Here is a 14,555-nt window from a genome sequence, read left to right on the forward strand (position 1 = left end):
TGTCACCTTGCCTTGACAACTGCGATTGCTTCCTTAACGCAGCCTATTGCTGTGGCTGCACCCCTGTAAACGTGAGGCACATCACGTTATTGTATCTACCAAGGAACAGATGATCAGGTACGCCGTGCTCGTCGTTTGATGCGGCTGGACGGTCGTCTGTATGGGGGGCAGGGGTCTCACAGGATCAAGCCGGCGGCATCGCGATGTCTGCGATCACGCCAGCTCGGGAGGGTGTGCGCCTGCTTTGTTCGCATCAGCACAGGTGTCTGACGTCGTAATGCGCTTACCGTTTTCAGATGCATTGTTCGCAAATACACGTCCGATAGTGATGCGCTGGTCGCGTCTGATGGCACGTATTTTCCACTTCTGCGCGGCGGTTTCGCCCGCGGCGCTGGTGCTGTTGTTGATGGGGGTCCACGACAGCACGCTCATACGCACTTACGGCGTACTGGCCTTGCTGGCCGGCCTGCTGACCATCCTGGTGTTCACCGCATTCGGCATGTACGGGCGGGAGATGTTCAGCAATCGCGTGCTGATCCGCTCCACCATCGTGGCCTGGTCGGCCAGCTTCGGCCTGGTGCTGATGCTGCATACCGTGTTCCGGGTGATCGCCTACCTGCCGATCAAGATGGCGCTGCTCTGGTACCTGACCACCTTGTTGCTGCTGGTGCTTGGACGGCTGTTGATGCTGGCTTTCTTCCAGCGCCGCATCCGCGACGGCCACTTCGTTGGTCGCTCGGTGATCCTGGGGGCGACCGAGAACGGCAGCCGGCTCGCACAGCACATGCAGCAGAACGTGGACATCGCCAGCGGCCTGCTGGGCTTCATCGATGACCGTAGTCCGGACCGCATCGCCTCCAACCTGCGCCCGCAGCTGATCGGCAACTTCGCCCTGCTCGAGCAGCTGATCCGCAGCAACGAAGTGGATCAGGTGTTGATGGCACTGCCAGCGGCAGCTGAAGGGCGCAATCATCACTACGTGGAGCTGCTCAGGAAGATGCCGGTGCAGGTGTTCCTGGTGCCGGAGATGCAGGCCTTCAATTTCGCTCTGCCGCGTGTTGCGGACATCTCCGACGTGCCGATGCTGGTGGTCTCGGAGCCGCCCCTGAAAGGCTGGGCGCCTGCCTACAAGCGGGCGGAGGATGTGGTGCTGGCAAGCCTGGCCTTGTTGCTGTTGTCGCCGTTGATGCTGCTGGTTGCCGTCGCGATCAAGCTGGACTCGCGTGGCCCGGTGCTGTTCCGGCAGCGCCGCTATGGCTACAACCACCAGCTGATCGAGGTCTACAAGTTCCGCTCGATGTTCCACGATCTGCGCGACATGGATGCGCAGACGCAGACGCGCGCGGGCGATCCACGGGTGACGCGGATCGGGCGTTTCATCCGTAAGAGCAGCATCGATGAGTTGCCGCAGCTGTTCAACGTGCTGGCCGGCAGCATGTCGATGGTCGGGCCGCGCCCGCATGCCACCGCCACCAAGGCGGCCGACATCCTGTTCGAGGAGGCCGTCGCCAACTATGTGGCGCGGCACAAAGTGAAGCCTGGCATCACCGGTCTGGCGCAGGTGCATGGCTATCGTGGCGAGACCGATACCGTCGAGAAGCTGCAGAAGCGCGTTGAGTACGACCTGGCCTATATCGAGAACTGGTCGCTTGGCCTGGATGCCTTCATCCTGCTGCGCACCTTGCCGGCGGTGCTGTCGATGAAGGCGGCGTACTGATGGCCAAGCCGCGTGTTGCCCTGATCATCCCGGTACGCAACGGTGAAGCGCATATGGCGCGGATGCTGCCGGCGCTGCGTGCGCAGTCGCTGCAGCCGGACGAACTACTGATCATCGACAGCGCCTCCACCGATGGCGGTGTCGCGCGCTGGCGCGAGTTCGGTGCGCGGGTGGTGGAGATTGATCCAGCTACGTTCAATCATGGCGGCACGCGTCGCCTTGCCGCCAGCCTGGTCAACGCCGATGTGTTGATCTACATGACCCAGGACGCGATACCGGTGCCGCCGGATGCGCTGCAGGCGCTGGTGGATGGCGTGTATGCCGCCGATGATGTGGCGGTGGCCTATGGGCGGCAGATTCCGCATCCGGAAGCCGGCATCCTGGCGCGGCATGCGCGTGCCTTCAACTATCCGCCGCAGGGCCGCATCAAGCGCAGTGGCGACGCCGCCGAGCTCGGCATCAAGACCTGCTTCAGTTCCGACGCGTTCTGCGCCTACCGTGCCGATGTGCTGGCCGAGGTGGGCGGGTTTCCGGAGGATGTGATCGGCACCGAGGACACCCACGTCGCCGCGCGCGCGCTGCTGGCGGGTTGGGCGGTCAACTATGTGGCCGCTGCCGAGGCCTGGCATTCGCACGACTACAGCATCCTGGAAGAGCTGCGCCGCTACTTCGACATCGGCGTGTTCTATTCGCGCGAGCGTTGGATACGCGAGAGGTTTGGTGGTGCTGGCGGTGAAGGTGGTCGCTTCGTGCGCTCCGAGCTGCGCGCGCTGCGCCAGGCCGGCGCGGTCACTGCAATACCCGGTGCGTTGTTGCGCACCGCTGCAAAGTTCATTGGTTACCGTCTGGGGCACATGGAACGGCATCTGCCGCTGCGCCTGAAACGACGTATTGGAATGTTTACCGGCTATTGGAGGCAATCATGAAGTCCCTGCGATTGGCGCTGCCGGCGCTGCTTATCCTGTTGTTCACCGCCTGCGCGATGTCCAACGTTGTCCAGCTGCCCACCGGCAAGGTGGTGCGTGAGCGCCAGATCAGCAATTTCAGCCCGGACCAGCTGCCCAAGCCGGTGCTCAAGGTACATACCGGCGACGTGCTGCGGATCGTGCGCGATGCGCAGACGCCCGCAGAGAAGGATGAGGCGACGCTGTACCGGGTCAGGCCAGACGGCAACATCGCCTATCCGTTCATCGGCATCGTCAAGGCTGGCGGGCGCACTCCGGAAGCAATCGGTGAAGAGCTGACCGAGCGACTGGATGCGATCTACCGCGAGCCGCGGGTGACCATCAATATCGCCGAAGCGCCCGGTAGCCGCGTCTATGTTGGTGGTGCCGTGCGCAACCCGGGCACCTTCGACCTGATGTCGGCGGTGACCGTGCCACAGGCCATCACCGCCACCGGTGGCGTGCTGCCAACCGCCGACAGCCATCATGTGGCGCTGGTGCGGCAGGATGATGAAGGCGTGCAGCAGGTCTATTTCTTCGACTACGCGGCCTTGCTCGGTCCTGCCACCAACGGCCAGCCGGGCGTGCAGCTGCAGCGCGGTGACCTGGTGTTCGTGCCCAGCTCGCGGATCGGCAATGCGATCCAGCGCGTGGACATGTACGTCGGCCAGCTGCTGATGTTCCGTGGTTTCGGCGCATCGGCCAATTACCAGATAAACGAGCCGTCCTACCGGATCAATACGCCAGAGGTAACCGTGCCGTGATCGAAGTCCGTAGCCTTCGCGACGCGCTGCGTCTGCTGTTCATTTTCGCCCGCGAGTTTCGCCTGACCTTGATGGTCACGATCGCGGTGGTGGTGGCCGGTGCCTTCCTGCTGCCCAATCGCTTCGTCTCCGATGCGCGCCTGCTGGTCAAGCCAACGCAGAGCGCCAGCGTGCAGTTGCCGGTGCAGCCGGGCCCGGAATCGGGTTTCGTGCAGCAGAGCCCGCAGCGCGATCCGCTGCTGGATGAGGAGAAGATGGCGACCAGCGCGCCGGTCATGCTGAAGGTCGCCAAGGCCTATCTGGCGATGTCATCGGTGCCGCCACAGGGCGGCTGGGCACGCTTCAAGTTCCATATGGGCAAGGCCGCGGCCTGGTGCAAGGAAGTCGTCCGCGATGTCTTCGTCGGCGTGGGCCTGATGGACAAGGCGCCGCCGGAAGACCGGCTTGCCGCGCGCTTGGCCAAGCGCCTGACGGTCAGCCACGATCCGGGCTCGAACGTGATGGAGATGCGTGTGACCTGGAGCGACCCGCATGTCGCGCAGGGCATTTCGCAGGCCTGGGTGGACGCATATTTCGACGAGCGCGCCAATGCCGCTGGCGGCGATGCGCTGTTTGATTTCTACCAGCAGCAGAACACCGAGCTCAACGACACCATCATCAAGCTGAAACAGCAGCTGCGTGATCGCCTGCGTGTCATCGATGCCACCAGCGTCGAGCAGCGCATCGAGGATGTGACCGACCAGCTGCAGAAGCTGTATCGGCACCGCCGCGAACTGCAGGCCGAGCGTGAAGCGTTGCTCGGTATTCTCGGTGCCGCTGGCCGGCAGCTGCCTGCCGTCGCCGGCGAGGTGGTGACCGAACGCGAGATCAGCCTGAATCCTGCGCGCGAAGACCTCAAGCTGAAGTTGAACGGGATGAAGCAGCAGCGTCTGGATCTGCTGCGCAACTTCAAGGAAGGCGCACCGCCGGTGCGTGCGTTGGATGAGAGCATCGCCGGGCTGGAAGCGGAGATCGCCGCCGTCAATGACAATGTGGTGCGTTCGCGCAATGTCGCCCCCAATGCCCTGGGTACCCGTCTGCGCCAGGACATGCAGGATGCGCGTATCAATGTCGCCAAGATCGATGCAAACATCGCCGAGATCGATGAGCAGCTCAAGCAGCTGCAGGCCTCGCGCGAAGAAGTGATGGCGGCCGAGCCCTCGTTGTCGCGCCTGAGCCTGGAGCTTGGCTCGGCGGAAAAAACCTTCGCCCAGTATTCGGACTATCTGCTGCGCGCGCGCGTGATCCGTGACTTGAACCGCAACCGCCTCAGCAACGTTGCGCTGGTCGGTGAATCGAGCTTCACCCCGTCGCGCGTATTCCCGAAAAGCATGTTGATGCTGTTGCTCACCATCCCGGTCGCGCTGGCCGTCGCATTGGTGGTGGTGTTCCTGCTGTACCTGATGGACCAGCGCATCCACGACGGCGGTCGCATCGAGAAAACCTTCAACGTGCCCCTGCTGGCCACGGTGCCGGAGATCGAACGTGACCAGGACGCCTCGCAGCCGCTGCGTGCAGCCTTGTACCGCATCTATTGCCGCCTGCCGTTGGAGCAGATCGCCGAGCAAGGACTGTCGGTCGGCTTGACCTCGAGTCGTTCCGGCGAAGGCGTCAGTTTCATCGCCTCGCGTCTGGCCATCGTGCTCCGGCAGCAGGGCTATACCGTGCGTGACGGTGAACTGCCGGCGCGGCCGGGCGAGATGGTGATCGTGCAGGCGCCGCCCTTGAGTGACGAACACGCGCTGATTGCCTTGCGTGGTTGCGATCGCATCGTCCTGGTGGTGCAGGCTCGCAGCACCACCGTGCCGGCCGTGGAGAGCGCCCTGGCGCTGCTGCGCGATGCCTTGGGGCGCGTGGATGGCGTCGTGCTCAATCGTCGCGTTTTCGAGATACCGGCCAAGTTCTGGAAGCCGATCAGTCGTTGGCTCGGAGCGTACTGAGTGAAGCTAGCGTTGCTCGCGCCGCTGCCGCCGTTGCAGAACGGCATTGCCGACTACGCGCAGGCGTGGATGGAGGCGCTGCGCGGCGCAGGCGTCGATGTGCGGGTACCGCCGCAGCATGCAGACGGTGCTTGGGACACAAACGACGCGGCGTTCTGGCAGGACGTGGATATCGTCCATGCGCAGCTGGGCGGTGGACGCAGCCCCGAGTTCCTTGCGCTGGAACAGTTGCTGGCGCGCTGGCCACGATTGGCGACCAGCGCGACCGTGCACGATCCGGAGCGGCTGGTTTGGCGCTCGCCGGATCCTGCCCAGGGACTGGCCCGCCGCGTAGCGACCTGGCCGCGCCCCTTGCCGCAGCTGCTGGCGCTGGCACAGGACCGACGCACGTTGGCGCGCGAGCGCAGCTTGGCTGCCGGTCTGGATGCAATGGTGGCGTTGACCCGTACCGGTGGCAGCTGTCTGGTCGAGCGCATGCAGGTTGCGCCAGGCAAGGTGCATTTCATCGCGCACGGCAACCCGGTGTTTGCCGCCGCCGCATTGCCGGAAGGCGAGGTCGTGAAGCTGCTGTATTTCGGTTTCATCTATCCGGGCAAGGGAATCGAGGATCTGTTCGATGCCTTGGCTGCGGTTTTCAGCCAACGGCCACAGGCGCGCCTGGCAGTGACGATGGCCGGAGGATCGGCGCCTGAGCTGGCGTTTGGCAGCCGCGGCAACTACCTGTCGCAGCTGCGAGGACGCGCTGCCGAATTGGGCATCGCGGAGCGGATCGAGTGGCAGCTCGACCTGCCCGCCAGCGGCATCCTGGACTGCGTGCAGGCCCATCACGCGATGGTGTTGCCGTATCGCGATTCAAAGAAGCTGGCCTTGCTCGGCCGCATGCGCGGCACCAGCGGCGCGCTGTCGTGGGCCAACGCCAGCGGGCGCGGGGTGATTGCCTCGGATGCGCGTGCGTTTGCCGAAGAGGTTTCCTATGGCAATGGCGTGGTCTTTGCCCAAGGGCAGAGCCAGGCCTTGGCCGAACGCATTGTCAGCCTGCTGGATGAGCCGTCCCTGGCGAGCAGCTGGGCGGCAGCGGCGTCCGCGCTGGGCGCGCAACGCCAGTGGGCGACAATTGCCAGCGAATTTGCGGCACTGTTCAGATCGGTTGTGGAGCGTAAGCGATGAAAGGACCAGGCATGTTCAAGGCGCGGCTGCTGCGGGTACTTGCGTCAGCAGTGCTGGTCGGTTCGCTGCTATGGGGTGTCACTGCCTGTGCCAAGGGCGAACGCGCGGCCCTGGAACTGGTGCCGCCGCGGCCGCTGGTGTGGGCCGACTATCTTGGTGTGAACGCACACTTCCTGTGGTTTGAGCCCAGCCAGTACCGCAAGCAGATGGACCAGCTGCAGGCCTTGGGCCTGCAGTGGGTGCGGGTGGATCTGCATTGGGACACCATCGAGCCGCGCGAAGGCCAGTTCCGCTGGGACGTGCTGGACCCCCTGATGGCGGAAATGGAACGCCGCGGTTTGAAGGCCGAGGTGTATCTGGTCGGGTCGGCGCCGCATGCCACCTCCGCGCCAGCCGGCAGTCCGAACCCGGACCAATACCCGCCGAAGGATCCCAAGCTCTACGCGCGCGCCTTGGTGCAGCTGGCGCAGCGCTATCCCAAGGTCGTCGCCTGGCAGGTGTGGAACGAGCCCAACCTGCCGGCGTTCTGGCGCCCGCGCGAAGATCCCGCCGCCTACGGCCAGCTGCTGCTGACCAGCGTGGAGGCGATGCGCCGCGAGGCGCCAGGTCGCAAGATCGTGTTGGGTGGCATGGGCTACTTCAGCCAGATGCCGACCCGCGGCGGCGCGCTGATGGTTGAAGCACTGGCCAAGGGCGGTTTGTTCTCGCTGGATGTGATTACCGCCTATCACCCGTATTCCCTGTATCCGGAAGGCGACGATGCACATGCGATGGACTTCGTGCAGCGTGCCCGCCAAGGCAATGCGTCGCTGCGCGCTGCCGGTGCGCGTGACATCTGGGCCGACGAATGGGGCTGGTCAAGCTATGCGGGCCCCAAGGAAGAGCAGCCCATCATCGGTGCGCAGGGGCAGGCCGACTTCGTGACGCGTCGTTTGGCGCTGATGAGTGCGCTGGATTACGACAAGATTTTCCTGTTCGCCCTGAGTGACCTGGACCAGCGCGCAGGTGCGCGAGATCGCCGATACGGGCTGCTGGATGAAGCCGCTGCAGCCAAGCCGGTGTACAGCGCGGTGCAGCGCCTGTTGCAGATCACCGGGCCGCGTCTGGTGCCTGGCAAGGCACCGGTGTTCACCGGTAACACGCCGGGCATGATCAGCATTGGTTGGCAGCGCCCGGACGGCCGTCGCCTTTGGTTGTTCTGGGGCGCGCAACCCGGGCAGGTACAGGTCAATGGCCTCAAGCAGGCGGTGCTGCACGATGTGCTGAGCGGCGCGCACAAGGAGATCGGCAGCGGCGATGCAGTCAATGTGCCGGTATCGACGTCGCTGTCGGTATTGGAGTGGTGATGCGACCGTTGCGGATTCTGTGGATCCTGCCTTACCTGCCGTGGCCGACCACCAGCGGCGGCAAGCTGCGCCAATATCATCTGCTGCGTTGCCTGGCCGCGCGCGGCCATCGCATCACCTTGCTGGTGCAAAGCAAAGTTCCGCTGGATGTTGCCACCCAGGCGCAGCTGGAGCCATTGCTGGAAGACCTGATCGTGCTGCAGCGACGGCCGCTGCGCTCGCCCAGGACGATGCTCGCTGGACTGCTGTCGCCGGCACCGCTGCTGGCGTCGGTCAACGGCCACGCACCTGCCTTCAGCAGTGCCTTGCAGCAGTTGTTGCAGCAATCCTGGGATGTCGTGCAGCTGGAGCATTCCTATATGTACGAACCGTGCCGGGGGCCGCTGCAGCAGCACGCGCGCGGCTTCCTGCTCAGTGAGCACAATGTCGAGTCCACGCTTGCCGAGGTGACTTACAGCCGTCTGCCTGCGGTGTTCAGGCCATTGGCGCGGCTGGACCGTTGGCGCTACCAGCGTTGGGAACGTCAGGTCGTAGGCGCTGCACGCAAGGTAGTGGTCTTGACCGAGGACGATGCCAAGGTGCTGGCCGCCTACAGCCAGCAGCCCATCGCCGTGGTCGTCAATGGCACCGATACCGAGGCATTCGCCGAGGTGCTGGCCGATCCTGCCTCAGGACGGATCCTGTTTGTCGGCAACTTCGAGTACGCGCCCAACATCGACGCGGTGGAATGGCTGCTGGACGAGATCATGCCGGCGATCTGGGCGGCTGCACCGCAGACCCGGCTATGCCTGTGCGGTTACGCCTTGCCGACGCAGTGGGCCGAGCGCTGGCCGGATACGCGCATCGAGTGGCGCGGTTTCGTTCCCAGCCTGCAACCGGTGCAGGCCAAGAGCAGTCTGTTCCTGGCCGCGCTGCGTGACGGTGGCGGTTCCAAGCTGAAGGTGTTGGAAGCAATGGCGGCGGGCTTGCCGGTGGTCGCCACGCAGCAGGCGGTGTCCGGGCTGGATGTCCAGCGTGGCACGCACTATCTAGGCGGGAGCGATACTGCCGCATTGGTTGCTGCGGCATTGCAGCTATTGGCTGATCCGCAGTTGGCGCGTGCGACCGGTGAGGCTGGCCGTGACTACGTGCGCGCGCAACATGATTGGCAGCGTTCCGCAGACCAGCTGGAGGCGGTGTACGCCGAGCTGACATGCGCATAGGCATCGATTATCGGCCGGTCACCGCCGCTCCGCACTCGGGCATCGCCCGTCAGGTGCTGGCGCTTGAGCAGGCGCTGCTGTCCGAGGGCTGTGAACTGGTGCGCTTCAGCATGGCACCGGACGGCCACCCGCACCGGCAGCTGGCGGTTTGTCCGCCCGCGTCGGTGGCAAGCAACGGCCTGCACCGTCCACGCACCCGGCTGGCATTCGAGTTGGGCTTTTTGCCGGGCGCGCTGCGCCAGCAGCGCATAGACCTGTACATCGCCACCGCCAACAGCGGTTTGCCGCTGCGCCGTCCGCCAACGCTGCGCAGGCAGGTGCTGTTGCTGCACGATGTTTTCCAGTTGACCTTGCCCGGCCGCCACGCCAGTTGGTTGCACGGGCGCGTCTATGGCGCAATGGACCGCTTCATGATCGGGCACGCGGTACGTGCCGCCGATGCGATCTGGACGCCGTCGCAGTTCAGCGCCAACGAGCTTGCACGGTTGTACCCGCGTACGCGCACGCGGACCTCGGTGTTGCCCAACGCCGTGTTGCCGCTGGCAGCGCCCAGTGCCGAGACCGACCCAGCTTTGCCCGCGCGTTATTGGCTGGTGGTTGGCACCCGTGAGCTGCGCAAGAACATTCCGTTCCTGCTGCAGCAGTGGCAGGCGTTGCGCGAGGAAGGTAATGCGCTGCCGGATCTCGTTCTGATAGGTGATCGCGCCGATGTAGGTGCAGAACTGGCTGGGTTGGAAGGCCTGCATTGGCGCAGTGGCTTGAGTGATGCGCAGCTGTCGCGGCTCTATCACGATGCTGATCGCCTGCTGCACCCTGCGACAGCGGAAGGATTTGGGCTGCCGGTGATCGAAGCATTGGGGTGTGGCACGCCGGTTGCGGTTGCCACCGGCAGCGCGCTGGATGAGATCACTCCGGCGCAGTCGCTGCGCTTCGATCCTCGCGATGCCGCTTCGTTGCGTGATGCGCTGCTCGCAGCGGCATCCGGGCGCGGCGCGCAGGAAACACGCGATGCCTTGATCACCGCAGCACAGCGCTATGGTGCTGGACCGTATCGGCAGCGGGTGGCGCAACTGCTGCAGGAGGCCTCGCGATGAGGCTCGGCACTACCATCGCGGTGCTGTGCGGCCTGTTCTTCGGCAGCCTGCTGCTGTTCCTGCCGCCATCCAAATTCTTTGTGGTGCTGGCCGGCCTGCCGGCGGCGTTGGTGGTCTTGCGCTGGCCGGTGGTCGGGCTGTCGCTGTTTGCGTTGTCGGCGACCTTCATGCCGTTCAGTACATTGCAGGTGGGTTTCCGCTTCACCGTTGCCGAGGCCATGCTCGGGCTGACCTGGGCCGGGGTGGCATTGCAGTTGTTCTTCCAGCGCCTGGAGCGGCCGCAGTGGGGTGGTGTCGAGCGCGGGATGCTGTTGTTGATGGTGTTCAGTGCGCTGCCATTCGTGGTGGGTCAGGTCACGATCGTGGCCGACGGCAACGGGCCGGTGAACTGGGTGCGCTGGTTGGCCAACCTGTCATTGCTATTGCTGGCCCCGCTGATGCTGTCGCAGGAAAAACAGCGCGAGCAGCTGGTGGTGATGCTGCTGCTGGGCAATCTGGCGATGCTGTTGCTGTCGCTGGGAATATTTGTCAAATCGCGCAGCGCGCTGGACATGATCCCGGTGCTGGAGAAGATGCGCTACGCGCATCCGGAAGCCTTGCTGGATATCTTCAGTGCCGAGAACGCACGTCTCGGTTCGCCGTGGGTGCATCCCAACCTCACCGGCGGTGCGATGGCGATGTTCGTGCCACTCGCCGCGTTCTACGGGCTCTATCAACACGGTTGGCGGCGCGTGCTTGGCGCATCGGTGGCCGTGCTCGGTGCCGCGGCCCTGCTGCTGAGCAGTTCGCGTGGCGCCATCCTTGCCATCGGCGTGGTGCTGCTGTGGCTGTCCTGGCTGCGGGTGCCGTATGCGCGGGCAATGGTGATGGCCGGTATCATCCTCGGCGGCGTATTGACCGTGACCTATGCGCCGCTGCAGGACCGTCTGGCGACGATGTTCTCGTCGGACAATGCCAGTACCGAGGTGCGCGTGGATGAGTACAAGCGTTTCCCCGAGGCGGTGGCGCGCTATCCCTTGGGCATAGGCTTCCGTACCGAGCCACCGGTGCCGGGCAGCGGATTGCTGGGTATCTCCAACCTGTGGCTGTACTACATGTACAAGCTGGGCGTGCTCGGCATGCTGCTGTACTGCGTGGTGACCTGGCGCTGGTGGCGACAGGTGCGGCCGCAGGGCAAGGTGCTCACGGTCGACCGCCGCAACGGCTTGTGGATGGGCTGCACAACCGCGCTGGTCGCGGCCTTGCTGACGGGCCTGATCGATCACTACTACAGTTTCACCATGGTGCTGGTGGCCTTGTTCTGGCTGGTGATGGGCCTGGGTCTGCAGAGCGCGGCCGCCGTTCCAGCCGGTGCGGATGGCCGACCCTTATCGAGTTCGAGGAAGCAGCAATGAGGCATCGTATTTTCCATTCCATCGACCTGCGTTCGCGGCTGGGTGATTATGCTGCGCGCATGGGCGTGGAGCCGGCGGCGTTGACCGAGGCCTATGAGTGGCTGTTGGCCAACGAGGGCGCCTTCGAGGAGACCAGTGGCGATCAGGTGCGGGTATCGATCTGCTCGGTGGATATCGAGTGGCGCCTCGAGGATCCACTCGGAAAGCGGCTTTACCATGAGTTGAAAACAGAGCTGCCGACCAAGCTGGTGCCGCGTTATGGCATCAACTGGATTACGTTCAAGGATCGCAGCCTGCGCCTGTGGGAGCAGATCTACAATATCGCCATCAACAAGGTGCCGTTCCATTGGGTGCGGCTGACCTGGCTGCGTATCGGCGGTGCAAAGATTGGTGAGGGCTCCACCATCTGGCGCAATACCGAGGTACTGGGCATGGACAGCCTGGTGATCGGCAAGGACAGCGTGATTGCCTGGCATTGCCAGATCGATGCGCGTGCCGGCCTGCGTATTGGCGACCATGTCGCGATCGCATCACATGTGCTGATCATCGCTGGAACACATGACCTCACCGCGCCGGAGTTCTGGTCGGTGTCGGCCCCCATCGTGATTGAGGACTATGTGTGGATCGCCAGCCGTGCGCTGGTCGCGCACGGTGCGCACCTGGGACGTGGCTGTGTGATCACTGCCAACACCGTGGTGGCCAAGGAAGTTCCGCCTTACAAGATCATCGGCGGCACTGGCGCCAAGCCAATGGGCGAACGCCCGCACAACCTGTCCTATCGGGTGGGCGGCAAGAACATCCTGACCCTGCTGCACTGATCCATGTTCCGCGCCACGCTCTGGTTGACGCTGGTGACGGTAGCCGGGCTCGCGCTCGGCTTCGGCCGCGAATGGCTGTTGGTTGATGCCTGGGGTGCAGGTGCACGCACCGACGGCTTCCTGGTGGCGTTGTTCCTGCCTGAAGCCATCCGCATGACGCTGGCTGCAGGCCTGCTGTCCTCCGCCGCGCTGCCGCTGTACCAGCAGTTGGATGCCTCGCGACGCAGCGGATGGGTGTCCACGCAGCTGGTGGGTTTGCTGCTGATCGGCGCATTGATCGGCGCGGTGTTGGCGGCTGGGGCTGGAATATGGGTCCGGTTGATCGGGCCTGGCTTGATGACGGAAGTGCAGCAGACCGCTGCATCCTCGCTGCTGATCCTGGCGGGCGTTATACCGATGTTGCTGATACACGCCTTGGCCGCAGCGGTTGGGCAGGCGCAGCAGCGTTTTCTCGTGGCCGGGCTCGGCTCGTTCCTCTACAACCTGCCTCCGGTACTGCTGTTGCAGATCCAGCGTGGTGCTACCGATGAGCGCAGCCTTTCCTGGGCGTTCGTTGCCGGCGGGGTGTTGATGCTGCTGTCGATATTGCCGTTGCTGTGGTGCGGCGGCTGGCGGCCGTGGCGCTGGCATTGGCAGGGGCGTGACGTAGCGGAACTATATCGCCGTCTTGGCCCCTTGCTGGCCAGTGCCGGAGCCAGCCAGGGTCTGGTACTGCTGGAGCGGATTGTTGCTTCCTTCCTTGGCGACGGTGCGATCACCTTGGTCAATCTGGCACGCAAGCTGGTGAACCTGCCGCTGGTAGCCTTGATGAGCCTGAATCAAGTGGTGCTGGCGCGGATGGCTCAACTGGGTGAAGACCCCGTGGCACGTCGCGCGGCGCTTCGATTTGGCTTGCTGGTAACGGCTGCGATGACGATTCCCGCCGCTGCCGGGATGATTGCCAGCGCGCCGTCGCTGGTGAAGCTTCTGCTGCCAACCGGGATGGATCAAGGACCATTGCCAATGCTGTTGGCATGGTTTGCATGCGTGATCGTGTTCGGTGCCTGGAACGCGCTGCTGGCACGCTATGCCTATGCCATCGGTAACACCGTGCTGCCCATGCGATACGAGTTGGCAGGTAGCGGCTTGAACGCACTTTGCTTGATGCTGGTTCCCATGATGACGGGTGTTGCAGGCATTGCCTGGGCCGCTTTGGCAGGATGTCTACTAACCGCATTCCTATTCCTGCGGCGCTACGCGTTGCTTGCTGACTCGTTGATGCTGCGTCTGCCACTGCTTGCCGTCATCGTGTTGGGCGGTGCTGTACCTTTGTACCGATACGTAACAGGTCCATGGATGCAGATAGCGGTGGCTGCGCTGTATGCATTGCTGGTACTGGTGCCACTGATCCAGTGGAGCCTGCGGGTAGCCAAGGCAGGCGTCGTGGATGCTCCGTCAGTCAATTGACTGCAGAGAAGCTGGTCTCGTAAGCGGGCGGTTACAGAAGACGAACAATGCCGTGGAGCAATGTGGCGCGCATGCAGGTATCCCGGCGGAGCCGAGGGCTCGGGATCTGCCGGGTACCGTAAAGCCTTGTCATGGATAGTTGACTACCACCAGATAGCGGCTTCCCGCTGCGTGATGCTGGAGCATGTCGAGTTGATAGCGCTGCGAGAATATCCGTGCACTGGGTTCCGGCGCGCTAGCGTGCAAGGCGTATTTGACAAGTACGCCATTGCCCGCGGATGCAGCGCCGGTACTCTTCGATGTCACACTTATCTCCGCTCCCTGAGCTGCAAGTGGGCATGCCTCGATGCGTAGCAGATGCTGGCTTTCAATAAGGCTTGCATTGCAGCTGGGATCAACGATACGACCGCTGAAACGGATGGTTCCGGTACTGGCGTGTGCTGCGGTGCTTAGCGAAATCAATGCCACGCCCAGCAGGAAATATCGGGTCATGGCGGTTCTCCGCGTTGGGGACTTCAGTAAGCACCAATCGAGAGCCGTCGATAAGTGGCAAAAACCGCTTCTGCGAGAACACATCACGCGCTGATCGTGATCGACATCAATCTTGATGTTGCAGTGGCATGAACGATGTAAAGGCCCTTGGAAAAATAGATTGAAGCGCAAGCAGGAAGCGCGATCGCGCGC

Annotated in this window: 12 protein-coding genes; 11 read left to right on the plus strand and 1 reads right to left on the minus strand. The window is 63.8% G+C overall.

Going from position 1 to position 14,555, the window contains the following annotated elements:
• The first annotated feature begins 346 nt into the window (after window positions 1–346).
• The 11 genes from Q5Z11_RS04120 to Q5Z11_RS04170 are packed head-to-tail and all read left to right on the plus strand — an operon-like array spanning window position 347 to window position 13,871.
• Complete coding sequence (locus Q5Z11_RS04120; RefSeq protein ID WP_303748849.1) at window positions 347–1,717, plus strand: undecaprenyl-phosphate glucose phosphotransferase; 1,371 nt, start codon at window positions 347–349, stop codon at window positions 1,715–1,717.
• Window positions 1,717–2,643, plus strand: a complete 927-nt coding sequence (locus tag Q5Z11_RS04125) for a glycosyltransferase family 2 protein (protein ID WP_303748850.1) — start codon at window positions 1,717–1,719, stop codon at window positions 2,641–2,643. The genes Q5Z11_RS04120 and Q5Z11_RS04125 overlap by 1 nt, the downstream gene beginning before the upstream one ends.
• On the plus strand, window positions 2,640–3,425 hold the full coding sequence (locus Q5Z11_RS04130; protein ID WP_303748851.1) for a polysaccharide biosynthesis/export family protein: 786 nt from the start codon (window positions 2,640–2,642) through the stop codon (window positions 3,423–3,425). Before Q5Z11_RS04125 ends, Q5Z11_RS04130 begins: the two co-directional genes overlap by 4 nt.
• Window positions 3,422–5,404 (plus strand): GumC family protein, encoded by a 1,983-nt coding sequence (locus tag Q5Z11_RS04135; RefSeq protein WP_303748852.1) that lies wholly within the window; start codon window positions 3,422–3,424, stop codon window positions 5,402–5,404. The genes Q5Z11_RS04130 and Q5Z11_RS04135 overlap by 4 nt, the downstream gene beginning before the upstream one ends.
• A complete protein-coding gene (locus Q5Z11_RS04140) occupies window positions 5,405–6,571 on the plus strand; it encodes a glycosyltransferase (RefSeq protein WP_303748853.1) in 1,167 nt (388 codons plus the stop codon).
• Window positions 6,568–7,917: a beta-galactosidase gene (locus tag Q5Z11_RS04145; protein ID WP_303748854.1), complete on the plus strand. Its 1,350-nt coding sequence runs from the start codon at window positions 6,568–6,570 to the stop codon at window positions 7,915–7,917. The genes Q5Z11_RS04140 and Q5Z11_RS04145 overlap by 4 nt, the downstream gene beginning before the upstream one ends.
• A complete protein-coding gene (locus Q5Z11_RS04150; RefSeq protein WP_303748855.1) occupies window positions 7,917–9,119 on the plus strand; it encodes a glycosyltransferase family 4 protein in 1,203 nt (400 codons plus the stop codon). Before Q5Z11_RS04145 ends, Q5Z11_RS04150 begins: the two co-directional genes overlap by 1 nt.
• A complete protein-coding gene (locus Q5Z11_RS04155; RefSeq protein ID WP_303748856.1) occupies window positions 9,110–10,213 on the plus strand; it encodes a glycosyltransferase family 4 protein in 1,104 nt (367 codons plus the stop codon). The genes Q5Z11_RS04150 and Q5Z11_RS04155 overlap by 10 nt, the downstream gene beginning before the upstream one ends.
• Window positions 10,210–11,607 carry an O-antigen ligase family protein gene (locus tag Q5Z11_RS04160; protein ID WP_303748857.1) on the plus strand — a complete coding sequence of 466 codons (1,398 nt, stop codon included), beginning with the start codon at window positions 10,210–10,212 and terminating at the stop codon, window positions 11,605–11,607. Before Q5Z11_RS04155 ends, Q5Z11_RS04160 begins: the two co-directional genes overlap by 4 nt.
• Window positions 11,604–12,425, plus strand: a complete 822-nt coding sequence (locus tag Q5Z11_RS04165) for an acyltransferase (protein ID WP_303748858.1) — start codon at window positions 11,604–11,606, stop codon at window positions 12,423–12,425. The genes Q5Z11_RS04160 and Q5Z11_RS04165 overlap by 4 nt, the downstream gene beginning before the upstream one ends.
• Window positions 12,426–12,428: 3 nt before the next feature.
• Window positions 12,429–13,871: a lipid II flippase MurJ gene (locus tag Q5Z11_RS04170; RefSeq protein ID WP_303748859.1), complete on the plus strand. Its 1,443-nt coding sequence runs from the start codon at window positions 12,429–12,431 to the stop codon at window positions 13,869–13,871.
• Between the two features lie 129 nt (window positions 13,872–14,000).
• On the opposite strand, the gene Q5Z11_RS04175 is transcribed toward Q5Z11_RS04170, so the two are convergent.
• The gene (locus tag Q5Z11_RS04175) at window positions 14,001–14,363 is read right to left on the minus strand and encodes a hypothetical protein (protein ID WP_303748860.1); all 363 of its coding nucleotides are present in this window, start codon (window positions 14,361–14,363) and stop codon (window positions 14,001–14,003) included.
• Window positions 14,364–14,555 lie beyond the last annotated feature (192 nt).

This window comes from Stenotrophomonas sp. 610A2 (assembly GCF_030549615.1).
Classification (GTDB): Bacteria; Pseudomonadota; Gammaproteobacteria; order Xanthomonadales; family Xanthomonadaceae; genus Stenotrophomonas; species Stenotrophomonas pigmentata.

Coding starts and splice junctions, on each gene's coding strand:
- Q5Z11_RS04120 (WP_303748849.1), top strand. CDS start 347: ATGGCACGTATTTTCCACTTCTGCGCGGCGGTTTCGCCCGCGGCGCTG.
- Q5Z11_RS04125 (WP_303748850.1), top strand. CDS start 1,717: ATGGCCAAGCCGCGTGTTGCCCTGATCATCCCGGTACGCAACGGTGAA.
- Q5Z11_RS04130 (WP_303748851.1), top strand. CDS start 2,640: ATGAAGTCCCTGCGATTGGCGCTGCCGGCGCTGCTTATCCTGTTGTTC.
- Q5Z11_RS04145 (WP_303748854.1), top strand. CDS start 6,568: ATGAAAGGACCAGGCATGTTCAAGGCGCGGCTGCTGCGGGTACTTGCG.
- Q5Z11_RS04150 (WP_303748855.1), top strand. CDS start 7,917: ATGCGACCGTTGCGGATTCTGTGGATCCTGCCTTACCTGCCGTGGCCG.
- Q5Z11_RS04155 (WP_303748856.1), top strand. CDS start 9,110: ATGCGCATAGGCATCGATTATCGGCCGGTCACCGCCGCTCCGCACTCG.
- Q5Z11_RS04160 (WP_303748857.1), top strand. CDS start 10,210: ATGAGGCTCGGCACTACCATCGCGGTGCTGTGCGGCCTGTTCTTCGGC.
- Q5Z11_RS04165 (WP_303748858.1), top strand. CDS start 11,604: ATGAGGCATCGTATTTTCCATTCCATCGACCTGCGTTCGCGGCTGGGT.
- Q5Z11_RS04170 (WP_303748859.1), top strand. CDS start 12,429: ATGTTCCGCGCCACGCTCTGGTTGACGCTGGTGACGGTAGCCGGGCTC.
- Q5Z11_RS04175 (WP_303748860.1), bottom strand. CDS start 14,363: ATGACCCGATATTTCCTGCTGGGCGTGGCATTGATTTCGCTAAGCACC.